General features: G+C 64.2%; 20 protein-coding genes. 8 read left to right on the forward strand and 12 right to left on the reverse strand.

Annotated elements, in window-relative coordinates; translation table 11 throughout:
* Window positions 1-24 precede the first annotated feature (24 nt).
* Both V6M90_RS05400 and V6M90_RS05405 read left to right on the forward strand, forming a co-directional pair.
* Window positions 25-405 (forward strand): RidA family protein, encoded by a 381-nt coding sequence (locus tag V6M90_RS05400; RefSeq protein WP_003176922.1) that lies wholly within the window; start codon window positions 25-27, stop codon window positions 403-405.
* Window positions 406-461: 56 nt separating this feature from the next.
* Complete coding sequence (locus V6M90_RS05405; protein ID WP_003176923.1) at window positions 462-1,205, forward strand: hypothetical protein; 744 nt, start codon at window positions 462-464, stop codon at window positions 1,203-1,205.
* Between the two features lie 78 nt (window positions 1,206-1,283).
* Here the strand turns inward: V6M90_RS05405 and V6M90_RS05410 are convergent, their stop codons facing one another.
* Window positions 1,284-2,135 (reverse strand): SDR family oxidoreductase, encoded by an 852-nt coding sequence (locus tag V6M90_RS05410; RefSeq protein WP_003176924.1) that lies wholly within the window; start codon window positions 2,133-2,135, stop codon window positions 1,284-1,286.
* A gap of 189 nt (window positions 2,136-2,324) precedes the next feature.
* Here V6M90_RS05410 and exbB point away from each other — a divergent pair, with 189 nt between their 5' ends.
* From exbB to V6M90_RS05440, 6 genes are all read left to right on the forward strand, one after another.
* On the forward strand, window positions 2,325-3,296 hold the full coding sequence (exbB, locus tag V6M90_RS05415) for a tonB-system energizer ExbB (protein WP_305428097.1): 972 nt from the start codon (window positions 2,325-2,327) through the stop codon (window positions 3,294-3,296).
* 6 nt (window positions 3,297-3,302) lie between these two features.
* Window positions 3,303-3,728 carry a TonB system transport protein ExbD gene (exbD, locus tag V6M90_RS05420; protein WP_003176926.1) on the forward strand — a complete coding sequence of 142 codons (426 nt, stop codon included), beginning with the start codon at window positions 3,303-3,305 and terminating at the stop codon, window positions 3,726-3,728.
* Window positions 3,725-4,474 (forward strand): TonB family protein, encoded by a 750-nt coding sequence (locus tag V6M90_RS05425; protein WP_078826583.1) that lies wholly within the window; start codon window positions 3,725-3,727, stop codon window positions 4,472-4,474. The genes exbD and V6M90_RS05425 overlap by 4 nt, the downstream gene beginning before the upstream one ends.
* A gap of 147 nt (window positions 4,475-4,621) precedes the next feature.
* On the forward strand, window positions 4,622-5,545 hold the full coding sequence (locus V6M90_RS05430; protein WP_003176928.1) for a hydrogen peroxide-inducible genes activator: 924 nt from the start codon (window positions 4,622-4,624) through the stop codon (window positions 5,543-5,545).
* Between the two features lie 8 nt (window positions 5,546-5,553).
* Entirely contained in the window at window positions 5,554-7,629 is a 2,076-nt protein-coding gene (gene recG, locus V6M90_RS05435) for an ATP-dependent DNA helicase RecG (RefSeq protein ID WP_003176930.1), read from the forward strand.
* A gap of 77 nt (window positions 7,630-7,706) precedes the next feature.
* Window positions 7,707-9,107 (forward strand): aminoacyl-tRNA deacylase and HDOD domain-containing protein, encoded by a 1,401-nt coding sequence (locus V6M90_RS05440; protein WP_003176931.1) that lies wholly within the window; start codon window positions 7,707-7,709, stop codon window positions 9,105-9,107.
* A 176-nt stretch (window positions 9,108-9,283) separates the two neighbouring features.
* Here the strand turns inward: V6M90_RS05440 and V6M90_RS05445 are convergent, their stop codons facing one another.
* The 11 genes from V6M90_RS05445 to tssK all read right to left on the reverse strand — a co-directional run bounded on the left by V6M90_RS05445 (window position 9,284) and on the right by tssK (window position 24,896).
* Window positions 9,284-9,664 carry a hypothetical protein gene (locus V6M90_RS05445; protein WP_042945972.1) on the reverse strand — a complete coding sequence of 127 codons (381 nt, stop codon included), beginning with the start codon at window positions 9,662-9,664 and terminating at the stop codon, window positions 9,284-9,286.
* 124 nt (window positions 9,665-9,788) lie between these two features.
* Window positions 9,789-10,718: a type VI secretion system-associated lipoprotein TagQ gene (gene tagQ, locus V6M90_RS05450; protein WP_003176933.1), complete on the reverse strand. Its 930-nt coding sequence runs from the start codon at window positions 10,716-10,718 to the stop codon at window positions 9,789-9,791.
* An 82-nt stretch (window positions 10,719-10,800) separates the two neighbouring features.
* Complete coding sequence (locus V6M90_RS05455; RefSeq protein WP_332846178.1) at window positions 10,801-12,513, reverse strand: formylglycine-generating enzyme family protein; 1,713 nt, start codon at window positions 12,511-12,513, stop codon at window positions 10,801-10,803.
* Window positions 12,506-13,690 (reverse strand): FtsX-like permease family protein, encoded by a 1,185-nt coding sequence (locus tag V6M90_RS05460; protein WP_141062854.1) that lies wholly within the window; start codon window positions 13,688-13,690, stop codon window positions 12,506-12,508. The genes V6M90_RS05455 and V6M90_RS05460 overlap by 8 nt, the downstream gene beginning before the upstream one ends.
* Window positions 13,690-14,394 carry an ABC transporter ATP-binding protein gene (locus V6M90_RS05465; RefSeq protein WP_332846179.1) on the reverse strand — a complete coding sequence of 235 codons (705 nt, stop codon included), beginning with the start codon at window positions 14,392-14,394 and terminating at the stop codon, window positions 13,690-13,692. The genes V6M90_RS05460 and V6M90_RS05465 overlap by 1 nt, the downstream gene beginning before the upstream one ends.
* Window positions 14,394-17,402 carry a serine/threonine-protein kinase gene (locus V6M90_RS05470; protein WP_332846180.1) on the reverse strand — a complete coding sequence of 1,003 codons (3,009 nt, stop codon included), beginning with the start codon at window positions 17,400-17,402 and terminating at the stop codon, window positions 14,394-14,396. The genes V6M90_RS05465 and V6M90_RS05470 overlap by 1 nt, the downstream gene beginning before the upstream one ends.
* On the reverse strand, window positions 17,399-18,118 hold the full coding sequence (locus V6M90_RS05475; protein WP_078826590.1) for a PP2C family protein-serine/threonine phosphatase: 720 nt from the start codon (window positions 18,116-18,118) through the stop codon (window positions 17,399-17,401). Before V6M90_RS05475 ends, V6M90_RS05470 begins: the two co-directional genes overlap by 4 nt.
* On the reverse strand, window positions 18,119-18,772 hold the full coding sequence (gene tagF, locus V6M90_RS05480; RefSeq protein ID WP_003176939.1) for a type VI secretion system-associated protein TagF: 654 nt from the start codon (window positions 18,770-18,772) through the stop codon (window positions 18,119-18,121).
* A complete protein-coding gene (gene tssM, locus V6M90_RS05485; RefSeq protein WP_332846181.1) occupies window positions 18,769-22,269 on the reverse strand; it encodes a type VI secretion system membrane subunit TssM in 3,501 nt (1,166 codons plus the stop codon). The genes tagF and tssM overlap by 4 nt, the downstream gene beginning before the upstream one ends.
* On the reverse strand, window positions 22,266-23,555 hold the full coding sequence (locus V6M90_RS05490; protein WP_078735233.1) for a DotU family type VI secretion system protein: 1,290 nt from the start codon (window positions 23,553-23,555) through the stop codon (window positions 22,266-22,268). The genes tssM and V6M90_RS05490 overlap by 4 nt, the downstream gene beginning before the upstream one ends.
* Window positions 23,556-23,561: 6 nt before the next feature.
* On the reverse strand, window positions 23,562-24,896 hold the full coding sequence (gene tssK, locus V6M90_RS05495; protein WP_003176942.1) for a type VI secretion system baseplate subunit TssK: 1,335 nt from the start codon (window positions 24,894-24,896) through the stop codon (window positions 23,562-23,564).
* Window positions 24,897-24,903 lie beyond the last annotated feature (7 nt).

Consider the following 24,903-nt stretch of genomic DNA (forward strand, 5'->3'; position numbering starts at 1 on the left):
ATCGCTTATTACAAGGAGTCATTCATGACCAAGACAGTAATCACCAGCGACAAGGCCCCGGCCGCCATCGGCACCTACTCCCAGGCGATCAAGGCGGGCAACACCGTCTACATGTCCGGCCAGATCCCGCTGGACCCGAAGACCATGGAACTGGTGGAAGGCTTCGAAGCACAGACCGTGCAGGTCTTCGAGAACCTCAAGTCCGTGGCCGAAGCCGCCGGCGGTTCGTTCAAGGACATCGTCAAGCTGAACATCTTCCTTACCGACCTGAGCCACTTCGCCAAGGTCAACGAGATCATGGGCAAGTACTTCGAACAACCTTACCCAGCCCGCGCCGCCATCGGCGTTGCCGCTCTGCCAAAGGGCGCACAGGTTGAGATGGACGCAATTCTGGTCATCGAGTAAAACACCCGGCGCAGCCCAAACAGGCTGCGCCGACTTCGTTTTAAAAGGATTTCATGATGCGCAAAGCGCTTGTAGCCACTTCGTTGCTCGCCCTGCTGCTCGGCGGCTGCGCCAGCAACCCTGCCGACCTGGATGTGAGCGGCACCTGGATCAACCAGGTCGCCATCGATGCGGCAGCCAAGGGCGGCCCTTTGCGTGAAGCGCTGCAAAGCTTCGGACCGAACCTCGAATGGGAGGTGAATACCAAGGCTTCCCAGGCACGCTACTACAACGGTTTTGAAGTCGCGGAAGGCAAGCTGCTCGGTGAAAAATCCGGCGCCTGGAGCGTGGATTTCTATGGCAGCTCCGCCACCGAACTCAAGCGTAAAGGCAAACAACTGCTGCAGGTTGCCAACGATAACGAGCCCGAACAGTTGTTTGCCCGCGCCAAGGACCCGGCACCGGAAGGCGCGCCACTGGGCGCCAATTTCGAGCGCGCCTTGTATGCCGCCTACATGGGTGGCGACTGGAAGATCACTGACGGTTTCGGTAACGGCGCCATCGTGCAGTTCCAGGCTGACGGCAAAGTCGCAGGCTTGCCGGGCGTCGATCGCTACTCGTTATGCCTTGCCGGCGACTGCGCCTCAATGAGCGGCGGCTACGACAGCATCTGGCTGCAGCTCAACGGCGTAGGCAACCCGTGGATCTTTGCGCGTAAAGGCAAGCAACTGGAGATATTCCAGGGGATCAATACCGCGCAGACGGATGAAGTGCCTCAGTTCACTCCCGGCCCGCGCCAGTGGCTGCTTGAAAAGCAATAACCAGCCCTGCACAAATCCCAATGTGGGAGGGGCGGTGCGACGGTTCGACTTGCTCCTTCCCACATTTTTGACCGCGTTTCAGCCTTTGAGAATCGCGGCATAGCCTTCCCGGTAAGTCGGATAGGTCGGCTTCCACCCCAACGCCTTGCTCCGCGCATTACTGCACTGCTTGCTGCCCGCACGCCGCACACTGGCGTCCTCGGACCACTCCGTTACCCCCAGATACTCACGCAACCACGCCACCACCTCAGCCAACGGCGCTGGCGCGTCATCGACGCCGATATAGACCTTGTCCAGCGAACCGCCCTGCTCCACATGACGCAACAAAAACGCCAGCAATCCCGCGGCGTCATCGGCGTGTATGCGGTTGCCATACAAAGGTGGGTCCACCGCCACACGATAACCTTGGCGCACCTGGGTCAGCAGCCATTCGCGGCCCGGACCGTAGATGCCGGTCAAGCGCACGATACTGGCAGGTATGCCGCTGTTGAGCGCCACCTGTTCGGCTTCGAGCATGACTTGTCCGGAATAGCCCTTGGCCTGGGTTTGCGAGGTTTCATCGACCCACTCCCCATTCTGCTGCCCGTAGACGCTGCTGCTGGAGACAAACAGCAGGTGTTTAGGCTCCTGGCCGTAATCCTTCAGCCACTCCAGCACATGCTGCAAACCTTGAACGTAAGCGGCGCGATAACCGGCTTCATCGTGGTCCGTCGCAGCGGCGCAATACACCAGGTAATCCACCCCGCCGATGGGCCAGGTGTCGGGACAATCCTTGTTGAACAGGTCGCCGGCGATACCGATGACGCCCTCGGGCAGTCGCGAAATATCGCGGCGCAGGCCATGAACCTCCCATTCCGAGGCCAGCAATTGGCTAGCCAGCCGACTACCCACATCGCCGCATCCGGCAATCACAACAGAAGGCGCAGACATCACAAAACTCCGTTTTCAAAGGTCTAGATTAGCCCTCACAGCCGACTGGCGGCCAGAAAAAGCACAAATAAAGTTACTGTATTACTTCTGTTAACAAGAATTACTTGCAATAATGACCTCCCATTTGTCCTCGGCCGTTCAGGGTCTGGTAGGACGATCACTCATTTTTTCTTCTCAGGTCCGGCCAGCATGACACGTCATACAACCCCCGCTTCGCCAACCAAGCTTCACAGCCCGTCCCGCGCCTGGCGCGCGATTGCTGCGCTGCTGTTCAGCGTACTGCTGGCGCCGACCGCCGCATTCGCCGACGCCACCGCACCCGCCGCTCCGGCAGCCGCCGAGCACAATGCCGCAACGCCCGCCGCCCCCGTCGCAGCGCCAGCCGCTGCCACCCCTGCTGCGCCCGCCGTCGCTGACGACACCGGCGTAGTGCTGGAAGAAGACAACACCCTGGGCATGGCTCACGACCTGTCGCCATGGGGCATGTACCAGAACGCTGATGTGGTGGTGAAAGCCGTGATGATCGGCCTGGCCATCGCCTCGATCATCACTTGGACCATCTGGATCGCCAAGGGCTTCGAGCTGCTGGGCGCCAAGCGTCGTCTGCGTACTGAAATCGTCCATCTGAAAAAGGCCACCACCCTCAAGGAGGCGAGCGAGACCGCGACCAAGAAGGGCACCCTGGCCAACCTGCTGGTGCACGACGCACTTGAAGAAATGCGCCTGTCAGCCAACACCCGCGAAAAAGAAGGCATCAAGGAACGTGTCAGCTTCCGCCTGGAGCGCCTGGTTGCGGCCTGCGGTCGTAACATGAGCAGCGGCACCGGCGTGCTGGCAACCATCGGTTCCACCGCGCCGTTCGTCGGCCTGTTCGGTACCGTATGGGGCATCATGAACAGCTTCATCGGCATCGCCAAAACCCAGACCACCAACCTCGCCGTCGTTGCCCCAGGCATCGCCGAAGCCCTGCTTGCCACGGCCCTGGGCCTGGTTGCCGCGATTCCTGCGGTGGTGATCTACAACGTCTTCGCCCGTTCGATTGCCGGCTACAAGGCCCAGGTATCCGACGCGTCGGCAGAAGTCCTGCTGCTGGTCAGCCGCGACCTCGATCACCAGCCTTCCGAGCGCAGCTCGCAACCGCACATGGTGAAAGTGGGGTAATCGGCCATGGGCCTGCATTTGAATCAAGGCGACGACGAGCTCGTCGAGAACCACGAAATCAACGTCACGCCGTTTATCGACGTGATGCTGGTGCTGCTGATCATCTTCATGGTTGCCGCACCGCTGGCCACCGTGGACATCAAGGTCGACCTGCCAGCGTCCAGCGCCAAGCCTGCGCCGCGCCCGGAGAAGCCGATCTTCCTCAGCGTCAAGGCGGACCAACGCCTGTTCCTGGGTGAAGAAGAAGTCAAAACCGAAAGCCTGGGCCCGGTGCTCGACGCCAAGACCCAGGGCAAGAAAGACACGACGATCTTCTTCCAGGCCGACAAGGGCGTGGACTACGGTGACCTGATGAGCGTGATGGATGCCCTGCGGGCAGCCGGCTACCTCAAGGTAGGCCTGGTCGGACTTGAGACGGCAGCCAAGAAATGATCACGACGCGCCACAAACTGACGCGTTATGGCACCAGCCTCGCCGTCGTGCTGGGCGTGCATGCCGTCGCGATCGCCATCGCGCTCCACTGGTCGGCGCCGCGCACGGTGCAGTTGCCACCGGCCGCCATGGTCATTGACCTGGCGCCGATGCCTGCACCACCGCCACCGGCTCCGCCGAAAGTGGTCACGCCGCCGCAACCGCCTGCTCCGGTAGAAGAGTTGCCTTTGCCGAAACTGGCCGAGGCGCCCAAGCCGACAATCCAGGTGCCCAAGCCGGTCAAGCCCAAGCCCAAACCTCAGCCGCCCAAGCCGGTGGAGAAAAAGATCGAGCCGCCCAAGGAGAAACCCTCCGAGGAGCCGCCGAGCGATGCTCCGCCCACCCCGGCACCCGCGGAAAAATCGGCGCAGCCGGTTCCCGGTCCGTCGCCTCAGCAAATCGCGGCCAAAGCGTCCTGGGAAGGCGCCCTGCTGGCGCACTTGCAGAAGTACAAGAAGTACCCGCCAGGCGCTCAGGCAAGTGGCAAGGAAGGCTTGAACCGCCTGAAGTTCATAGTCGATGCCGACGGCAACGTGCTGTCCTACGAGCTGGTGGGCCGTTCCGGCAACGCCGACCTGGACCGTGCAACCCTGGACATGATCCGTCGTGCCCAGCCGCTGCCCAAGCCACCGGCGCACATGTTGAAAGGCGGCAGTATCGAGATCGTTGCACCGTTCGTGTACAACATCGAGAAGCGTCGCCGCTGAGTGTGGGAGGGGCTTGCCCCTCCCACCGCTGATTGCGCGCGGCTAAAATCTCAGCTATTTCCCGCTCAATCCCCAGCAAAGTTCTGATAACGTGCGTCTATCGATTGCAGCCGGTATGCTTGGCCCGCAACCTCATGGACGCTCGCTATGACTCTTACAGAATTACGCTACATCGTGACCCTCGCCCAAGAACAACACTTCGGCCACGCGGCGGAGCGTTGCCACGTCAGTCAGCCGACACTGTCGGTGGGCGTGAAAAAGCTTGAAGACGAACTCGGTGTGCTGATTTTCGAGCGCAGCAAAAGCGCCGTGCGCCTCACCCCGGTGGGCGAAGGCATTGTGGCCCAGGCGCAAAAAGTGCTGGAGCAAGCGCAAAGCATTCGCGAGTTGGCCCAGGCCGGCAAGAACCAGCTGACCGCCCCGCTCAAAGTCGGCGCGATCTACACCGTCGGCCCGTACCTGTTCCCGCACCTGATCCCGCAACTGCATCGCGTCGCGCCGCAGATGCCGCTGTATATCGAAGAAAACTTCACCCACGTATTGCGCGACAAACTGCGCAACGGCGAGCTGGACGCGATCATCATCGCCCTGCCGTTCAACGAGGCGGACGTACTCACCCTGCAGCTCTACGACGAGCCCTTCCAGGTGCTGATGCCGGCCTCTCACCCGTGGACGCAAAAAACCACCATCGACGCCGGCCTGCTCAACGACAAGAGCCTGCTGCTGCTCGGCGAAGGCCACTGCTTCCGCGACCAGGTGCTCGAAGCCTGCCCGACCCTCACCAAGGGCAACGACGGCGCCAAGCACACCACCGTGGAATCCAGCTCCCTGGAAACCATCCGTCACATGGTCGCCTCCGGCCTGGGCATCTCGATCCTGCCGTTGTCGGCGGTGGACAGCCATCACTACGCTCCCGGCGTGATCGAAGTGCGCCCACTCACGCCGCCGGTGCCGTTCCGCACCGTGGCGATTGCCTGGCGTGCCAGCTTCCCGCGGCCAAAAGCCATTGAGATCCTCGCCGACTCGATCCGCCTGTGCTCGGTGGCCAAGCCGCCCGCCGCCGCGAGCTGATCCGCCGTATGACTGAGCTGTCGAAGGTGCCGGTGACGGCACTCAAGGGTGTCGGTGAAGCCATGGCCGAGAAGTTGGCCAAGGTCGGCCTGGAAAACCTCCAGGACGTGCTGTTCCACCTGCCCCTGCGTTATCAGGACCGCACCCGCGTGGTGCCTATCGGCCAGTTGCGCCCTGGGCAGGATGCGGTGGTCGAAGGCACCGTCAGCGGCGCCGATGTGGTAATGGGCAGGCGCCGCAGCCTGGTGGTGCGCCTGCAGGACGGCACCGGCGGCCTGAGCCTGCGCTTCTACCATTTCAGCAACGCACAAAAGGAAAGCCTCAAGCGCGGCACCCGCGTGCGTTGTTACGGCGAAGCGCGGCCCGGCGCGTCCGGCCTGGAAATCTACCACCCCGAATACCGCGCGATCACCGGCGACGAACCACCGCCGGTAGACACCACCCTCACGCCGATCTACCCGCTCACCGAAGGCCTGACTCAGCAACGCCTGCGCCAGTTGTGCCTGCAGACCCTGACGATGCTCGGCCCGCAAAGCCTGCCCGACTGGCTGCCGCTGGAACTGGCCCGCGACTACCAACTGGCGCCGCTGGACGATGCGATTCGCTACCTGCATAACCCACCGGCCGACGCCGATGTCGACGAACTGGCCCTGGGTCATCACTGGGCCCAGCACCGCCTGGCCTTCGAAGAACTGCTGACCCATCAACTGTCGCAACAACGCCTGCGTGAAAGCATGCGTTCCCTGCGCGCCCCAGCGATGCCCAAGGCCACGCGCCTGCCCGCGCAGTACCTGGCCAACCTCGGCTTTGCGCCCACCGGTGCCCAACAGCGTGTGGGCAACGAAATCGCCTATGACCTCAGCCAGCAAGAGCCCATGCTGCGGCTGATCCAGGGCGACGTGGGCGCGGGCAAGACCGTGGTCGCCGCCCTTGCCGCCTTGCAGGCATTGGAAGCCGGTTACCAGGTGGCGTTGATGGCACCTACCGAAATCCTCGCCGAACAGCACTTCATCACCTTCAAGCGCTGGCTCGAGCCATTGGGCCTGGAAGTGGCATGGCTGGCCGGCAAGCTCAAGGGCAAGACCCGCGCAGCCGCACTGGAGCAGATCGCCGGCGGCGCGCCCATGGTGGTGGGCACTCACGCATTGTTCCAGGACGAAGTGCAGTTCAAGAACCTGGCCCTGGTGATCATCGACGAACAACACCGCTTCGGCGTGCAACAGCGCCTGGCCCTGCGCCAAAAAGGCGTGGGCGGGCGCATGAACCCGCACCAGTTGATCATGACCGCCACACCGATCCCGCGCACCCTGGCCATGAGCGCCTACGCTGACCTCGACACCTCGATCCTTGACGAACTGCCGCCCGGCCGTACCCCGGTCAACACCGTGCTGGTCACCGATACTCGGCGTGTGGAAGTGATCGAACGCGTGCGCGGTGCCTGTGCCGAAGGGCGCCAGGCCTATTGGGTGTGTACGCTGATCGAAGAGTCCGAAGAGCTGACCTGCCAGGCCGCCGAGACCACCTTCGAGGACCTCACCAGCGCCCTCGGCGAACTCAAGGTCGGGCTGATTCACGGCCGCATGAAACCTGCGGAAAAAGCCGCCGTGATGGCTGAATTCAAGGCTGGCAACCTGCAACTGCTGGTGGCCACCACGGTCATCGAAGTGGGCGTGGACGTGCCCAACGCCAGCCTGATGATCATCGAGAACCCCGAGCGCCTGGGCCTGGCGCAATTGCACCAACTGCGCGGCCGCGTAGGCCGGGGCAGCGCCGCCAGCCACTGCGTATTGCTGTATCACCCGCCGCTGTCGCAGATCGGCCGCCAGCGCCTGGGCATCATGCGCGAGACCAACGACGGTTTTGTCATCGCCGAAAAAGACCTCGAACTGCGCGGACCCGGCGAAATGCTCGGCACCCGCCAGACCGGCCTGCTGCAATTCAAGGTCGCCGACCTGATGCGCGACGCCGACCTGTTGCCTGCCGTGCGCGATGCGGCGCAGGCCCTGCTGGAGCGCTGGCCGGATCACGTCAGCCCGCTGCTGGATCGCTGGCTGCGCCACGGGCAGCAATACGGCCAAGTGTGACGACTGAATCACTTAAGCGACCTACAGGTGTATCAAGCTGGTTATACTTCGGTGACTGTACGAATTTGGATCAGGCCATGTCAGAAGTTGCCCTCGTCACAGCCACAGTGACCGCCCCGCCGGTCATTCGGGCTCTGCTCGCAAAACTCGCCATCCCCTACACGGAAGTCACCGAACATCCGGGCCTGAATCCAGCACGAAAGGTCCAGGCTGTGCTGCTGGAAGATGCGGTGGGCGCACTGATGGTGCTGTTCCCGCAAAACCAGTTGCTCGACCTCAACCGCCTCACCGAACTCACCGGCCGCCGCCTCACCGCCGTGCCGCCGGAGCGCGTCAGGCGCATGCTGGACAAGCATGAGCTGAACCTGCTGCCAGGCCTGCCGGCACTCACCAGCTCGCCGTGCCTGTACGAAGGCAGCCTGCTCAATGAGCCAAGCCTGCTGGTGCACTCGGGCGAAGCCGGCCTGCTGCTGGAAATCGCCAGTGACGCTTTCAAGACCATGCTCACCAAGGCCAGCGCCGCGCAGTTCGGCGAGCCGGTGAGCAACATTCGCCCCAACCTCGACCGCCCCAATGATGACCGCGAGGAAATCACCCAGGCGATGCAGGCATTCACCGCCCGCCGTATCCAGCAGCGCCTGGAAGCGACCATCGAGATTCCGCCGCTGGCCGATACCGCGCAAAAGATCATCAAGCTGCGCGTCGATCCGAATGCAACCATCGACGACATTACCGGCGTGGTCGAAACCGACCCGGCCCTGGCCGCCCAAGTGGTGAGCTGGGCGGCGTCGCCGTACTACGCGTCGCCAGGCAAGATCCGCTCGGTGGAAGACGCCATCGTACGGGTGCTGGGCTTTGACCTGGTGATCAACCTGGCGCTGGGCCTGGCCCTGGGCAAGACCTTGAGCCTGCCCAAGGACAACCCGCACCAGGCCACGCCGTACTGGCACCAGTCGATCTACACCGCTGCCGTGATCGAAGGCCTGACCCGCGCCATGCCCCGCGCCCAGCGCCCGGAAGCCGGCCTGACTTACCTCGCCGGCCTGCTGCACAACTTCGGCTACCTGCTGCTGGCCCACGTGTTCCCGCCGCACTTCTCGCTGATCTGCCGCCACCTGGAGGTCAACCCGCACCTGTGCCACAGCTATGTCGAGCAACACCTGCTTGGCATCAGCCGCGAACAGATCGGCGCCTGGCTGATGCGCTACTGGGACATGCCGGACGAACTGTCCACCGCCCTGCGCTTTCAGCACGACCCGACCTACGACGGCCAATACGCCGAATACCCGAACCTGGTGTGCCTGGCCGTGCGCCTGTTGCGCAGCCGTGGGATCGGCTCCGGGCCGGATGAAACCATTCCGGACGAGCTGCTTGAGCGCTTGGGTTTGAGCCGGGAAAAGGCTGAGGAAGTGGTCGGCAAGGTGTTGGATGCCGAGGTGCTGTTGCGTGAGCTGGCGTCGCAGTTCAGCCAGGGCTGACGCGCACTCTAAGGATGACGGGGCTTGTTGTGGTGAGCGGGCTTGCCCCGCGCTGGGCCGCGTAGCAGCCCAATACAGCCACCGGGATATTTCAGGCACACCGCAGCGCCTGGTTTTGGGGCCGCTTCGCAGCCCAGCGCGGGGCAAGCCCGCTCACTACAGGGCCAGGTGCTCTGTCAGGCCGACTTCTTTTTCTTCGGCTTCAAATACTTGGTCAACCCCTGGAACCAGATCACCAGCGCCGGGTTGCCCTTGATCTGGATCGATTTGTCCTGAATCCCCGTCATGAACGCCAGTTGCTTGTTTTTCGCCTGCATGGTGGCAAAGCCGTAGGCGGCATCTTTAAAGGCAATTGCAAACGCCGGCGCCGGGTGCACCCCTGAGCGGCTGGTGATGCGCTGGTCTTTGACGATGAAGTGACGGGCAACCTTGCCGTCGAGGGTCTGCAACTGGAACGCCAGGTCTTTGTCACCCAACTGTTGCTGGAAGGCGGGATTGGTGCGGCTGGCTTTGCCCATCATCAGGCCAAGCACCCACAGCAGAAGACGAAATTTCATGCACACGGCCTCGGTGTATTTATTAAGTGGCCGCAGCAGTGTAACGATTTGCAGGCAGAACGCCACCGATCTCGCGCTTTAGGCGCAGATCGGTTGGCGTTTAACGCTTATAGCAACATGTTACTTAAACGTTAGGGCAAGGTACCGGTGCCCAATCGGCCAGGTTTGGATCGCGGCAGGTGCCTTCGATCTGTGCCTTGCCGGCGCTGGCGACCTTTTTGCTTTCATCTTGCTTGGTCTGGGCGGCCTGGAAGGTTTTCTCGGTGGACACCGCTTCGGTCGGTACGGCTGGCAGCGGCGGCTTCTTCGGCGGCTTGGTACCGTTGCCTTTCTTCTTATTGGCCGGCGGCACGACAGGCGTTACATCGGCCTGGGCCACGGTGACCACGTCGGCACGTTGCACACCCACTTGTTGCAGGTCTTTTTCGTAGGCCTGGGTGTAGTTGTTCAGGTCTTCGGCGGCTTTGCCGTTGACCGCAACGATCAGGTCGTTGGATTCCTTCAGGCCCGCGACGATTTCCGCCAGGCGCTTGCGGCCCTCGGTGTCGTTGACCGTCTTGGCTTTGCGATCCGAGACCAGCTTGGTGAACGCGCTCTGGTAGCACTGCTGCGATGCCTTGGCGTACGCGGTGCTGCGGTCGATGTCGGAGACGCTTTTGTTCACGTCGGCGGCATAGGAGGCAATGCGCTGGTTATCATCGGCAATCTGCTTCTGACGCTCGGTGTAGTAACCCGCCGCGCCGCCGGCCAGGGCGCCGCCCGCTGCGCCGATCGCGGCGTTACGACCGCGCTTTTCCTTGTCGCCGGTCAGGGCGCCCAGCAGGGCACCGCCGGCAGCACCGATGGCCGCGCCGGTCACAACCGACTTGGTCATGTTCGAATCGGTAGCCCGCAGATGCTGCACCGGCTCGTAGCAGTTGGGGTAGTACTCGACCTTGGTGCTGGACGCGACCTTGGAGGCCGGCGACGTGGCGCAACCGGTCAGCACGGTGCTGAAACCGGCTGCGATCAGCAGCAGGTGACGCTTGGAAACCGCCTTACGGGAAAAAAGCATAAGTTGTGTTCTCTTCTAAGTTTGACTTGCCCAGCACGGCCCCTGCCGCCTGAGTCCCTTCCAAGCTCGCTGCAACCAACGGTCAAGACCGCTGACCGCTCGCTGCGAGCAATTCCTTCAAGATCGTCGCCGGGTCGGCCCGCTGTTGCTTGCGGTAGTTGCCGACATGGCGAACGAACAGTGTCGCGCGCGTTACCAGGCTCTTGCCGAGCACAGGCTTGCGATCCAACTCTTCCTTGATTCGTTGTAACTGTGCCTGGATCACCGCATCGGTGTAGCGCGTGCCGGTGGCCAGGTTGTCGATGTAAATCGCCACCGCGCCGTCGAGGGCGCTGCGTCCGTTGTCGATGGCCGTGGCAAACAGCGCCGCACTGGCCTCGTCTTTATTGTCCACCGCCTGCTGACGACTCTTTTGCAGGTTGGTCAGGCGGATGTTGTAGTTGCTAATGGTCTCGGCCACCAATGCGGCCGACTGAATCAGGTTGCCGGCCGCCTCTTCGCGTTGTTGGGCGATCAGCGAGACGTTGCGCTTGAGCTCTTCGTTGACCAGCCCCAGCTCGGCTTGCAGCTTGGGGTCGACGCTGGCGGCGATGATGCTGTCCAGGCGCTTGGTGGGGTCCTGGGCGTCGTCGATGGCGTCGGTCAACGACGCCAGGCGCCCTTCCTTTTGCCACTGCGCGAACAGCTCCTTGTAACGCGAACGCGGCGCCGACAGCGCGCCAATCGCCACGCGAAAACCGGTGGTCTCGTTGCTCTGCTCGGTGCCGTCGGCGGCGAACAGCGGGTATTCGCGGCGCATGCCGGTAAACAGCGTGCCCTCGCCTTCCAGGTAGTTGCCGCCCTTGACCACGAAGCCGCCATAGGTGCCCTGGCGACGCCCGGCGTGTACCAGTTGGAAGGATTCCTGGACCATTTCCGCCGCGTTGCCAATCACATCGAACAGACCGATCGGGTTGGGCAATTTGGTGCCGATGGGCATCAGGCGCGCCGCTTGGCCGGTACCGCCGGCGACCTGGTTGAACACCGCGTAATCGCCCAGCGGGCCATCGCTTTCGCTGCCTTCGACGCGGCGCGGGAACAGCCGCCCTTCCAGATCCTGACGGCTCACCGCCTGGCCTCCGCGCGCGGCGAACTCCCATTCAACCTCGGTCGGCAGGCGCACAAACCCCAGGCCACCGTCTTCCGCCGACGTACCGCGCCCGCTCACCGGCAGCAACTCACGGTGATATTTCATCAGCCAGGCGCTGTACACCGCCGAGAAGCGCTCGGCCTCAAAGCGCGACAGCTTCACCTTGGGCAAACGCCCGGCCATGCCGGTGGGCGCCTCGCAGGCCGGGGCCGGCTCGCCACTGGCCAGGGACTGCGCCTGGGCCATCACCTGAGCGTACTGGCGCGCGGTCACTTCGTACTTGCCGATGAAATACAGCATGGGCTTGAGCGGGGTCTTGGCGTCGGTCTTCGGCATCAGCGGCGCGATGACCTTGCTCCAGTCCTGCGGCAAGTCCTTGAGGGTGAATTGGCCGTTGATGAAGTCGCGGCGATAGCCGGAAATAAACGACTGCTGGTAGCCCGCCTCGCCTTCGGCAAAGGGATAGCCGAGGCTGATCTCACGGTCATCGAGGGTGCCCTGGGCCAATACGTAGGCGTAGCGGAACACCATATTGCCGTCGCACGGCAGCGGCAGGCTGACGTCGTCCGGCAACGGCTTGGGGTTGTCCAGCTTATCGCTCGCTTCATCGGCCCAGGCCAACGAGGCCAGGCTCAGCGCCACACAGGCGCCCAGTAACTTATACATCCCTGATTCCTTCAGAAGCCTGGATACGCGCCACTCGCCAACCACCACAGGCCGCCGCCACGGCACTGACGCCGAGGACTGCAACCAGGGCCAGGCCGTAGTGATGCGCCAGCAGGTGGCTGGCGTGCTCGCCGGGCACCTGCACAAATAGTTTATTCAAAGCTGCTTCGGCCAGGCCATACAACCCGCCGCTGAGCACGGCGGCCAACCCTGCGCTGTACAGGGCCTGCAGCACCACAAACAACAATAGCGCGCCGGTGGAAAATCCCAACAGGCGCAGCACTGATAATTCTCGACGCTTGCGCGCCACGGCGGCCAGGGCTCCGGCGAAGATCGCCGCGAACGCTCCCGCCAACGCCAACCCGGCGATGATCCAAAATACGATCGACAGGTTGCGGCTTAACGACTGCACCTGAGCGATGGTGTTCGCCTGGGTCGCTACCAACAGGTTTTGCCCGGCAAAAAACACGCGCAGCGTTTCTACATCGGTAAGGTTGCGCGCGTACAGGCGGAACGCCGGATACACCCGCTGCTCGCCTACCGCCACCTCATCACCCAGCCATCCCAGCGCCGGTACGGCGCGACCATCGCGGTAATCTTCCGCCGCCTCCAGCAGGCCGAGGCCTGCGAACAGACCGTCCCGGGCAAAGGCTTCCAGCGGCAGGATCGCAACCACGCGTACTCGCGTACGCTGCTCTTCGACACGGCCCGACACCTGACGGGCAAACCGCGCGTCCAACACATCCCCAGGCCGCGCCGCCAACTTCTCGGCCGCGGTGTGGCTCAGCACGATCTGATCCAACCCCTTGGGCATCGGCAGGCCGCTCAACAACGGATCGCCCGGCGCCGTCGGCAGCATCTCCAGGGCCAATGTACCGACCTGCGCCGTCGCCGCGATCTGCCGCGTACGCGGTATGGCGAACGCGACATCAGGGCGCCGGCCCAGTTGCTCGATCAATGCGCTGCTGAATCGACCACCGCCCAACGGAATAATTTCACGGGTGGCCGGATCGGTCTCCAAACGTTCGGTCAAACTGCTAACCAGTCCAAATTTCAGGCCGAATAACACCAGCAACGGCGCGATCACCGCCACCAGCGCCAGCACCGAACAGGCCGACAGCCACGCATCGTTGCGGTAATCCTGCCAGGCCAACGACGCCACCAAGGGGATACGCATCAGCACGCCTCCCCAAGGGTCGCGGTAACGCCGCCGTCGGCATCGCGGCGACAACTGATGCGCCGCACCTGCAAGCCACTGGCGCGGGCCAGGGGTTCGTCATGGGTGGCGATCACGCAGGCGGCGCGGTATTCGCGGGCCTGGGCCAACAGTGCATGCATCACACGTTCGGCATTCAGCGGGTCGAGGGACGCGGTGGGCTCATCCGCCAGCACCAGTTGCGGTGCGTGGGCCAGGGCACGCGCGCAGCTCACGCGCTGGCGTTGCCCCACCGACAGTACCGAGGGTTTCTTGGCCAACTGGTCGCTGATTTCCAGCTGTTCGGCCAGACGCGTCACGCTGCCATCGTCCCTCAAGCCCAGCAGTTGGCGGGACAAAGCGATATTGCCGCGCACATCGAGAAACCCCAGCAGCCCGCCGGTTTGCAGGACATAGCCCAGGTGTTGGCGGCGCAATGCGGCGAGTACGGACTGCTGATCGGCGCGCCACAAGCCAGCGATGTCCTGCCGATTGAATTCAAAGCCGCCCACCTGATCCGGCGCCAGCACCAGCGCGAGCAAATCCAGCAAGGTGCTTTTGCCGCAACCGCTGGGCCCGACAATCGCTACTTGCTCGCCCGCGCGCAGCGTCAGCGCCGGGATCACCAGGCTATAACGCTGGCTACCGACGCCCCGGCTCTTGTGCACCGCGCTCAGGTTCAGCATTACGGCAGCGTCGACAACGGCACGCGGTACAACGCATCGCCCGGCTCGGCATCGCCGAAACGGACCCAGTTGGCCAAGTCATTGTGGAAGGTTTCGTAGAGGCGGATTTTCGAATCCAGCTCGTCGATAAAGTCTTCCTGCTCGGCCACGCTCAACGACAACCACAAATCCTGGGTCATGTTCAGCGACTTGCTGCGGTACGGCAGGCCTTCCAGGTATTCACCAAGGATGCCGCCGTCGGCCAGATTGCCGCCCTTGCGCAAGGCTTGCGGGTCGCGGCTCATGTAGGCCGAGGCGCTGGCAATTTCCTGGAAGAAATCCTTGGGTGAGGTCTGGGTCTTGCGCGCCGCGTCGACGATCAGCTTCAGCGACTGCTGCAAATCGTTGAGCTGCAACTTGGTCAGCATCACGCACACCTGGAACGCTGGCAGTGCCGGGTTGGTCAGGTCGCGGTCGGCGGTCCAGGCGCTGACCAGTTGCGGCGCCTGGCTCGCGCTCTTGCGGCCGAGGAAATCCATGTGCATCGCATAACCGACTGCCGCGGACTTGTCCGCCAGGCTTGGCGCGGCGCTCAGCAACGGCACCGGTTGCGGCGTATCGCTGCGCACCTGATGCACCAGGTTGGCGAAGACCGTGCCGATCTCGTCGACACGCTCGCCCAACTTGCGCACATCGCCACCGGGCACCGGTGTGTACAGGTCGCCGATCCGCGGGTTGGCGTCGGCGGTGAGCACGCGGTACTGGGTCTCGGCGCCGGCGTGGGTTTTCTTGCCGGCGTCGGTGCGCAGGTGCAGGGCGTAGATCTTGATCTGCTTGCCCAGCGCGGCCTGGCGCACTTCGGCCTCGTTCATCTGGGTGGTGGCAAACGGGTCGTTCTTGCGCAGCGCACCGGCGTCGGTGACCAGCAGGATGATGCGTCCGCCATAGCCGGACCAGTCCATGCCGTTCACTGCCTGCATCACCCCGGCAAACGCGTCTTCGTTGAACGAATGGCTGGACACGCTGGAAGCTTTGACCTGCCGCGCCATGTCGAGGAAGCGTTGCGGGTCGCGGCCTTGATCCAGGGTGATCAGGGTCTTGGCCACGTATTCCAGGCCGGGGGTTTTCTTGATGCTGTTGCGAAAGCCGACCATGCCGAAGCTGACGCTGTCCAACTCGCCGCGCTCGGCGATGCGGGTTTGCAGTTCGTGCACCACGTCGCGGATCTGGTCGATATACGGTTGCATCGACACCGTGGTGTCCACCACCAGCACCACGGCAGTGCGGAAGGCGTCGGCGTTCGCATTGATCACTGGCGTGGCCGGCTTGGCCACCGCGTTGCTGCCGGGGTCGATGGAGGCGACATTGAGCAACTGCACCGGCTGGCCGTTCTCGTCGAAGCTCTCTTTGGAATCGAAGATCGGCAACAGGTAGAACTGGTTCTGCGGCACCGCGCTGGCAGCCGGTTCCAGGGCCAGGACCTGGCCGTTGTCGTCGCTGTTCTTCTGCGCCTTGGCCAGCACACCTTTGGCGGCGGCGGGGTCGGCCAGCAGCTTTTCCACTTCCCCCGGTTGGCGCAGGAACATCACCGGCGCACGCCCCGAGCGCTCGGTGAACTTGAGCACCAGGCTCTGCTTCCAATCGCTGACCTGAGCGGCCGGCAACCAACCGTCGCTGCGCCCATCGGTGGCGGCGCCGACGCGCACCCACGGCTGGCCGTTGGCGTCTTTGCGTTGGTACACGTAGAGCACGGAGAACGCCGGCAGGGCTTTGCCGGGTGCGCTGCCTGCATCAGTGGAAAGCTTGGCGCCGGGCTTGCTCAGCACCCGCTGGAACAAGGTCTTTTTACCCGCCATCAACAGCGGGCGCTGGCCGCCATCCACTTCAGCCACCGCCGCAGGGGGCACGGCTGAAGTGGCTGACGGCGTGGCCGCAGGTGTGGCTGCCGGAACAGCGGCCGCAGGCGGTTTCGCCGGCTCGTCGCTGCCGCTCATCCACCAGTAACTCGCGCCGCCAATCGCCAGGGCCACCGCCACGGCCACCGCCGCCAGCGCCAACACCGGCCCACGCCGCTGTTCGGACACAGGCTTGTGCTGCGTCGGGGTCACCACCGGTTGGCGCACGGGCTGCGGCTGGGGTTTCGCGGTGGGGATCTCGATGGACTCCGGCGTGATCCCCGCCAAATCAAAATTCATCGGAATAGGCAGCGGCCGCACCAACGTGGCTTCCGGCGATTCTGCCGGCAGTTGCTCCAGCGCCAGCAGCAACGCCGCCGCATCCGGGAACCGTTCGGCCGGGTCCTTGGCCAGCAGCTTGCGCAACACGCCCTGATAACGGCCGTGGTGCACCGGCAATTCCGGCAACGGCTCGGTCAGGTGCGCCAGTGCGGTGGACAGCGCATCGGTGCCGCTGTACGGCAGCTTGCCGACGAGGATTTCATACAGCACCACGCCCAGCGCATACAGGTCGGCGCGACCATCGATCTCCTGGCCCCGCGCCTGTTCCGGGCTCATGTAGCTCGGCGTGCCCACGGCGAAACCGGCCTGGGTGAACTGGGTGCGGTCATCCAGCGACTTGGCGATGCCGAAGTCGGACAACACCGCCGTGCCGTCGGCGCGAAACAGAATGTTCGCCGGCTTGACGTCGCGGTGCACCAGGCCCTGGGCATGGGCGTACCCCAGCGCCGAGGCAATCTGGCGAATCAAGGTCACGCCCTGCTCCGGCGTCATGCCGGCGGCGATACGCTCCTTGAGCGTGCCGTTGGGCAGGTATTCCATGGCCATGTAATACAGCTCACCGACATTGCCGATGTCATGGATGGTCACCGTGTGCGGGTGCGACAGGCGCGCCAGGGTCTTGCCCTCGCGCAAAAAGCGCTCGCAGAACGTCGGGTCGGCCGCCAGTGCCGCCGCCATCACCTTCAACGCCACCTTGCGTTCCAGCGAGCGCTGGGTCGCCAGGTACACGCTGGCCATCGCGCCTTCGCCGATCTCGCCTTCGATGTCGTAGCCCGGAATCACAATGTTCATGCCGATACCTTCACAACGATGGCGGTGATGTTGTCCGGTGCGCCGCGATTGAGCCCCAGGTGCACCAGGCTGCGCACAATTTCATCCGGCGCATCGTGGCTGAGCACTTCGCGGATTTCGTGGTCTTCAACGGTCTTGTTCAGGCCATCGCTGCACAACAGGTAGCTGTCGCCGGGGGCGATCAACAGGTCGAGCACCGCCACCTCCAGCTGCGCTTCCACACCCACGGCGCGGGTGACGATATTGGCGCGCGGATGTGTGCGGGCGTCGGCCTCGCTGAGCAGACCGCTGTCTTGCAGGTCCTGCACGTAGCTGTGGTCGCGGGAGATGCCGTCCAGCACGCCGTCGCGCAGGCGATACAGGCGACTGTCACCGGCCCACAAACACACACCGCGCAAGCCACGGGCGGCCAGCGCCACCACGGTGCTGCCCATCATGGTCACGCCACGGTTGGCGGTTTCTTCGCGCACGGCGGCGTTGATGCGGATCAAGTCGTTGCGCAAGGCCGCCGAGTATTCGTCGAGGGAGCGGCCTGTCGGCACATTACGCAGGCTGTCAACGATCAGGCTGCTGACATAATCCCCCGCCGCGTGCCCGCCCATGCCGTCGGCCACCACCCACAGGCGGTTCTCCGGCAAGTCCAGACAGGCGTCTTCGTTAACCTGGCGCACCATGCCGACATGGCTTTTGCTTGCGGATTTGTACGTCGCCCCCATCTACACCACACCTTCTTGTCCGAGCAAAAACTGCGCAAAATCGTCGGCGGCAGGCAAGCCCTGACACCGCAATAAACCAGGGGAAATCCGTTGCGAGCCACGTCCCCACCAGAGGCTGGCGCCTGCGCAAGCCTGTTCGGCGAGCGCGGCCAGGCGCCCGTGGGGCTCGGTGGCGGCCACGCGTTGCAGGCCGGCGAAACGACTGTCGACCGCACGCGGTTCAGTCGCCGGCGGGCCGAGGCTGTCGAGGCCGTCGTTGAAACCTTCAAACGTCGCGCCGGCGTCCAGGGTGCTGAGCAGCAACTCTTCAGCCTGCTCGAACCAGGCGTCCGACCCGCCCACCAGCGAAGCGGGGTTGGTGTCGTGATCGAGCAGGGCCACCACCGCCAGCGGAAAGTAGCGCCCCACCCGGTCGATGCTCGGCATCACCACGCCCGTCGCCGCATCCGGCCCGCACACGCCCGGCGCCAGGACAAAGCGCCACAACGGGCTGACCAGGTACACATTGAGCCAATCACCGCCCAGGCGGTTCTGGCTGGCGAGCAACCCCGCAGCCAGCCAACTGTCCCACGGGCCGATAAAACTCTGCGGCAAGGCGCGGCTGACAAAATCCCCGCGGCTGGCTAATTTGCCGTAGAAACCCAGGCTCGTCATAGCCGCTCCGGCAGGCTGAAGCCACTGAGCACGCGGCTCTTGAACGGGTTGAAAGCACTGTTGGCGCGCAACTCGTAGGCGATGCTCGCGCCATCGACCCGCAGACGCAGGTTGAAACGGTCCGGTGAGTTGCCGGCGGTAAGGTCCGATTGCTCCAACAGACGGAACCACGCCCACGGGCCATCGAGGGTCACGCCGGAACGGCCACTGGCCGACGGCGGCATGATGGAGATACGCACCACGCCAATGCTGCCGGGGTTCGGCCATTGCATGGCTACCGGACGGCTCGGGCCGTGGTCGTAGCTCAATTGCTGGCCGTCGAGGTCGAGCAGGAACTGAGTGATGGTGGGGTCCATCGACACCGGCTTGAGCTCGAAACGCACGATAGGCTGGGTGCCACCCGATCTGAAGAACGCGTCACGAATGGTCGCGGCACGCTGGAAGGTTTGCAGCACACCCGGTGCAATCCCCAATTTCTGCGCCGCGCCCGGCTGCCAGCGCCAGGTCGGCGCGGAGGTGTCCACATAGGGTTGCAGGTATTTGCGGAAGTAGTTGTCCATCACCCCGCCCACGCCGAAGAACTGACCGAAGTCATCCAGGGTGGCATCGCGGGCGCTGCCCGGCGACATCGGGTAACGCCCGGCCAGGGACTGGCGGTACACGTTGACCACTTCGCTGACCCATGCCGCGTTCAGTTGGTTACGCACCCCGCCCATCATGCTGTTGGTGGTGGAGTTGACTACCGACTTGACCATGCCCTGCACCAGCGGCGGCTGGCGCTCGGCATTCAGGCTGACCCGCGTCGCAGCGGCCGCCGCCTGGTTCTTGGCTTCGCCGAGCAAGGCGTCGCCGCTGGCGCCGACCATGGCGCTGACCTGCACATACAGGGCATTCATGTCCGAGAGCAGACCGTCGATGGCCGCCGGCTCGCCTTCGTTTTTGCTGACGATGCCGTTGAGTTCGGCGAAGTGCGCGGTCACCGGATCATCCGCCGCCTGCGGCGCATTGGTGTTCGGTTGTTCCTGGCCGAGCAGGCTACCGAGGCGCTCCTTGAGCTTGTCGACGCCGCCTTCCACCGGGACGCCTTTGGCCGCCAGTTGGCGCTCTTCGGCTTGCAGGTCGGTTTCCTTGGCCACCGCCCCCAGCAGCTTTTTCAGCGGCGAGGTCGGCCCGGAAATCACCCGCAGCACGTCGGCCGCCTGGGCCACGCTGGTGATCGGCACAAAGTCGATGTCGGCGAGCAGCGCATCCCACTGGCGCTGGTAATCCTGGAAGTACAGACGACGCACATCGGCGGCCAGGCTCACCACGTTCTGCTGATCGGCCTGTTCATGCCCAAGCACCCATTGCTCTTCGGCGAGGGTGCCGGTCTGGTTCAGGCTGCTCAGCAGGAACGCCTGGCGATAACCCTTGGCGGTAAAAAACCCGCTCAATGGCTCGCCCAACGGCTTGCCGCTCTTGCGGCTGAACACCAATGCGGCGTCGCGACCCGCGGCTTCGTTGATACGAAAGTCCGGAATGCCTTCCGGCAGTTTCTGGCGTTTGACCCGGTCGTAGACACGCTGGGCCACCGGCAGTTGTTGCAGTTGGCGGCGCAGGTCGTCGATCAGGCGCGGGTCAAGACGCGCACTCGGTGGGTGGCGCTCGAACAACGCCTGCAAGTGCCCGGTCAATGCCTGGCGCTGATCGGCCGGCAAGTCGCGCGGCAGGTTGCGGTCCCAGTCGAGGGCGATCCAGGCTTTGATGAAGTCCGGGTCGTAATGCTCGCTGTCGGCCAGCATCAGGTAGGCCTTGAGACCTTCGTAGAGGAAGTCCGAGTTGCCGCCGCCATGCAATTGTTCTTCGATGCGCGTCACCAGGCGTGGCGCAAACACAGCGATCAGCAGCTTGCGGTAGACGCTGGCGGACTCGGCTTCGAGCATGTCGCCCTGATACAGGCCCAGGCCTTCGGACCAGCTCGGCGAATCGCCCGCCAGGTTCTTCACCGCGTTGAGCAACGGCAGCACCGCGAGGACTTCGCGCTGTGCCGGGCTCAGGTTCTGCACGGTCTGGCCCAGCGGCGCGACCTTTTGGTCGACCTGGGCGATATACGCCTGGTTGGCGCGATAACTCACCCACCACAGGCCGCTGACCACGACCACCAGGGCGACGGTAGCCGCAAGGACACCGCGTGCAATCCATTTGCGCCGCCGCTCGACCTTCGGGTTGACGCCCACCAGCCCGCGCTCGGCAAATGCCACGGCGGTAAAGAGTTTTTCGATGAAATAACTGCGCCCGGTGCCGCTCTGGCGCGCCAGGTGCTGGCGGTCCAGGTTCATGCTCTGGGCCATGGCGCCGATCAGGCGATCGATCGGGCTGCCTTCCTGAGTGCCGCTGGTGAAATACACACCGCGCAGCAACACACGCTCTTCAAAGGCGTTGGGTTTGAACACGCCTTCGAGGAAGCTTTGCAGACAGTCCTTCAATGCGCCGAACTGCTGTGGGAAGCCGTAGATCAGGTCGCGTCGCGCCGGATCGCGTTCCTGTTGCAGGCGCTCCACCAGGCGTTCGTTGAGGCGCTGTTCGAGGCCGGCGAACTCGCTTTGCAGATGGGCCAGCGGGCTGTCGCTGTTTTTACCGTCGTCCAGGGCAAAGGTCATGCCCCACACCTGGGCACGGTCTTCCTTGCTCAGGTTGTCGAAGAACTCCATGAAGCCCGGCACCAGGTCGAGCTTGGTCAGCATCAGGTAGATCGGGAAACGCACGCCCAGTTGGGTGTACAGCTCCTGGATACGCAGGCGAATCGCAGCGGCGTGGGCGGCGCGCTCGGCGTCGGTGCCGAGCAGCAGGTCCGACAGGCTGATCGCAATGAATGCCCCGTCGATCGGGCGGCGCGAGCGCTGCTTTTTCAGCAGGTCGAGGAAGCCCAGCCACGCGGCTTTATCCACCGTGGAGTTGCTGTCTTGGGTGGTATAGCGGCCAGCGGTGTCGAGCAAGACGGCCTGATCGGTAAACCACCAATCGCAGTTGCGCGTACCGCCGACGCCGCGCACCGCACCGGCCCCCAACTGCGCGGCCAGCGGGAAGTGCAGGCCGGAATTGACCAGCGCGGTGGTCTTGCCCGAACCCGGCGGGCCGATGATCACGTACCACGGCAGCTCGTAGAGGTTGCGCCGCTCATCGCCACCGAGCTTGGCTTTTTTCAACAGCGCGAGGGCTTCGTCCATGCGCTGGCGCAGGGTCGACAACTCTTCGGCGGTGGCCACGCTGTTGGGGTCGGCCGGGGTTTCAGCGGCAAGGCTGCGCATCACTTCGGCGGCCTGGCGGCGCGCCTGGATGATGCGGAACACGCGGTAGGCGATCCATACCCCGAACATCAGGATGATCAGCGCCCAACGGCGCCCTTGTGGCACCAGCACGTCGAGCAGCGGCCCGACAAACCAGATGATCAGGCTCAGGGCGATCAGGCCCAGCACCGGGATCACCCAGCGAATCATGAAACTGAAAAACGCCTTCACTCGACGCCCTCCGCCAATACGGTGATTTCAACCCGACGATTGCGGGCGCGGCCTTCGGCTGTGCTGTTGGTGGCCAGCGGCTCGGTGTCGCTGCGGCCCTCGGCACTGAAACGGTCGGCTTGGCCGGTCTTGGCCGCAAGGATTTCCAGCACCGACTTGGCCCGCGCCTCGGACAACGCCCAGTTGGACGGGAAGCGCAACGTGGCAATCGGGCGGTTATCGCTGTGGCCGGTGACGCGCACCTGGCCCTTGACCTTGCGGATGGCGTCGGCGATGCGCAGCATCAGCGGCTGGTAGTCATCGACAATGCTGGCGCTGGCGGACGCGAACAGCTCATCGCCACGAATGGTCACCACGGAGCGGTCGACCTTGTCTTCCACCGCGACGCGCCCGGCCTTGATCTCTTCGGCCAGGAAGCCCGCCAGACGCGGCCGCTCGATGACTTTGGGCTGCGCCACCGGACGGTCGATGGCCTGCACCGGGATCTCGCCCAGGGCATGGATATTCTTGAACACCGGTTCCGCCTGCGCCGCCAGCAGCATGCGCAAGGCGAACAGCAACGCCAGCAGCAACGCCAGGCCGATGGCCACGGCGATCCACGGCGGCATGAATTGCGCCAGGCGGTCGCGCGCCACGGTCACGCCGCGCCAGTGCGGCGACAGCTCGCGCTCGTGATCGCCACGGGCACTGCGAATTGCAGCGGCCGTGCGCTCGCGCAGGGCCTCCAGCTGGCTGCGACCGTCGTTCATTACGCGGTAGCGGCCTTCGAAACCCAGGCACATGCACAGGTACAACAACTCCAGCAGGTACAGGCGTTCCCGTGGGCTTTGCAGGCAGTGATCGAGCAGCTGGAAGACTTTCTCGCCGCCCCAGGCTTCGTTGTGCACGGTGATCAGCAGGCTCTGCTTGCCCCACTCGCTGGTGCTGCCCCATGGCGTGCTCAACACCGCTTCATCGAGGGCGGTGCACAGCGCGTAACGCGCCAGCAGCACTTCGTTGCGCGCCACGCCGGCGGCCTCGGCACGCTCTTCGAACTGGCGCAGGTACGCCAGCAATTGCGCGCGCAGACTCGCTGGCGCCGGGTGGGCAATGGTGTTGCGCAGGCGCGTCAGCAAGGCCAACAGCGGGCCGGCGGCGCTTTCCAGCGGGTTGAGGCCCTGGCTCTTGCCGGTGAGCATCGGCGCGGCCGGCATCGACAAGGGCGCGGGTTCGGCGCGCGCAGGCTCCGGCGCACGGCCCCCCGGGCGCGGCATGAACTGGGTGCGGTCGTCATCATTGGGATGCATCGCGGATTATCCTCGGATCGCCCAGAAGGCCAGGTTCAAACCCGGGAACTGCCCGGCGATATGGAAGGCAAAACCGCCGGAATTACTCAACTGTTGCCAGTGTTCGCTGCCCCGGTCCAGCTCGTAATAAGTGCTGCCCGCGTGGTAAGGCAATTGGCGCGGCGCCACTGGCAACGGCACCAGGCCGATGCCCGGCAGTTGCAGGTTGACCATGTCGCGGATGTGTTCCACCGCGCCGACCTTGCTCTGCTGGCCGAAGCGCCCGCGCAGGGTTTCGCCGGGCACATCGGCACGCACCACCAGGATGAAACTGGCGTTGTCGAGCAGGGTCTTGTCCGCCAGCATCGCCACGTGGATGCCGTAGGCTTTCTCGACGATGGGGATTGGCGTGGCCTTGCTGTCGATCAGCATCGACAGCGCTTCACGCAACGCCGCCATCACCGGGGCGAAGCTCAGCGCCAGGTCGTCGTGTTGGTACTGCGGGTATTCCTGGGGGCGGCGGCCCGACGTGGAAAAGGTCGAGAACTCACCGGCCAGGCTCACCAGTTCGCTGAAGAAACGCTCCGGGTGCAGCGGGCTCAACTGGCTGAAATGCTGGATCAGTGGCTGGGCGCGGTTGACCAGTTGCAGCAACATGAAGTCGGCGATCTCCGACGCGCCACCGGCACCCGAGGCGACGACACGACCGGCCAAGGCTTCGCCGCGCTGGTGCAACAGGCCCAGCAACTCGCTGCGAAACGCGGTCAGCGGTTTGCTCGCGGCCACGTCCAATACTGGCGGGATGTAGCTGTCGTCGAGCACCAGGGCGCGGTCGGCGCGTTTTTCCTTGATACGCACCAGGCCCACGGCGGCGTAGTCGCTGATGCCATCCTGCGCGGTCAACAGGCGTAACGCCCGCGAACCCACGGCCACCGGCGCGCGGTTTTCGAACGGCGCGTTGTCGTCGCGCACTTCGCGTACCTGGCTCACGTAGCGCGCGGCTTCCAGCGCCTGGCCTTCGTCCACCGTGTCACGCGCACCCGCGCGCTTGAGCGGCAGGGCCAGGTACACCAGGCCGTCACGCAGGTTGTCGTCGATATTCAACGGACTCGGCGCCAGGTCGTCCTGGGGGATATTGAACGGCGTGCCATCGGGCAACAGGCCTCGGGCCGAGACGATGGCCAGTTTGCCCTGGGCCAGCAGGCCCTGGTCGATCAGCAACTCGGAAAAGCCCCAGGCGCCCGCGGACAACGGGCGGCTGCGGGCGTCGATCAGGTTTTCCAGGTAACGGTCATGCTGCTGGAAGTGCTGCGTTCCGATGAACATGCCTTCCGACCAGACCACGCGATTGTTCCAGGACATGGGGGCT

The organism is Pseudomonas lactucae (assembly GCF_036688725.1).
Lineage (GTDB): Bacteria > Pseudomonadota > Gammaproteobacteria > Pseudomonadales > Pseudomonadaceae > Aquipseudomonas > Aquipseudomonas lactucae.

Excerpts from the sequence above, each read along its gene's own strand:
- V6M90_RS05475 (WP_078826590.1), bottom strand. The coding sequence starts at position 18,118 with ATGGGGGCGACGTACAAATCCGCAAGCAAAAGCCATGTCGGCATGGTG.
- V6M90_RS05455 (WP_332846178.1), bottom strand. The coding sequence starts at position 12,513 with ATGTATAAGTTACTGGGCGCCTGTGTGGCGCTGAGCCTGGCCTCGTTG.
- tagF (WP_003176939.1), bottom strand. The coding sequence starts at position 18,772 with ATGACGAGCCTGGGTTTCTACGGCAAATTAGCCAGCCGCGGGGATTTT.
- V6M90_RS05490 (WP_078735233.1), bottom strand. The coding sequence starts at position 23,555 with ATGCATCCCAATGATGACGACCGCACCCAGTTCATGCCGCGCCCGGGG.
- V6M90_RS05400 (WP_003176922.1), top strand. The coding sequence starts at position 25 with ATGACCAAGACAGTAATCACCAGCGACAAGGCCCCGGCCGCCATCGGC.
- exbB (WP_305428097.1), top strand. The coding sequence starts at position 2,325 with ATGACACGTCATACAACCCCCGCTTCGCCAACCAAGCTTCACAGCCCG.
- V6M90_RS05405 (WP_003176923.1), top strand. The coding sequence starts at position 462 with ATGCGCAAAGCGCTTGTAGCCACTTCGTTGCTCGCCCTGCTGCTCGGC.
- recG (WP_003176930.1), top strand. The coding sequence starts at position 5,554 with ATGACTGAGCTGTCGAAGGTGCCGGTGACGGCACTCAAGGGTGTCGGT.
- V6M90_RS05425 (WP_078826583.1), top strand. The coding sequence starts at position 3,725 with ATGATCACGACGCGCCACAAACTGACGCGTTATGGCACCAGCCTCGCC.
- V6M90_RS05460 (WP_141062854.1), bottom strand. The coding sequence starts at position 13,690 with ATGCGTATCCCCTTGGTGGCGTCGTTGGCCTGGCAGGATTACCGCAAC.
- V6M90_RS05465 (WP_332846179.1), bottom strand. The coding sequence starts at position 14,394 with ATGCTGAACCTGAGCGCGGTGCACAAGAGCCGGGGCGTCGGTAGCCAG.
- V6M90_RS05445 (WP_042945972.1), bottom strand. The coding sequence starts at position 9,664 with ATGAAATTTCGTCTTCTGCTGTGGGTGCTTGGCCTGATGATGGGCAAA.
- V6M90_RS05430 (WP_003176928.1), top strand. The coding sequence starts at position 4,622 with ATGACTCTTACAGAATTACGCTACATCGTGACCCTCGCCCAAGAACAA.
- V6M90_RS05470 (WP_332846180.1), bottom strand. The coding sequence starts at position 17,402 with ATGAACATTGTGATTCCGGGCTACGACATCGAAGGCGAGATCGGCGAA.
- exbD (WP_003176926.1), top strand. The coding sequence starts at position 3,303 with ATGGGCCTGCATTTGAATCAAGGCGACGACGAGCTCGTCGAGAACCAC.
- tagQ (WP_003176933.1), bottom strand. The coding sequence starts at position 10,718 with ATGCTTTTTTCCCGTAAGGCGGTTTCCAAGCGTCACCTGCTGCTGATC.
- V6M90_RS05440 (WP_003176931.1), top strand. The coding sequence starts at position 7,707 with ATGTCAGAAGTTGCCCTCGTCACAGCCACAGTGACCGCCCCGCCGGTC.
- tssK (WP_003176942.1), bottom strand. The coding sequence starts at position 24,896 with ATGTCCTGGAACAATCGCGTGGTCTGGTCGGAAGGCATGTTCATCGGA.
- V6M90_RS05410 (WP_003176924.1), bottom strand. The coding sequence starts at position 2,135 with ATGTCTGCGCCTTCTGTTGTGATTGCCGGATGCGGCGATGTGGGTAGT.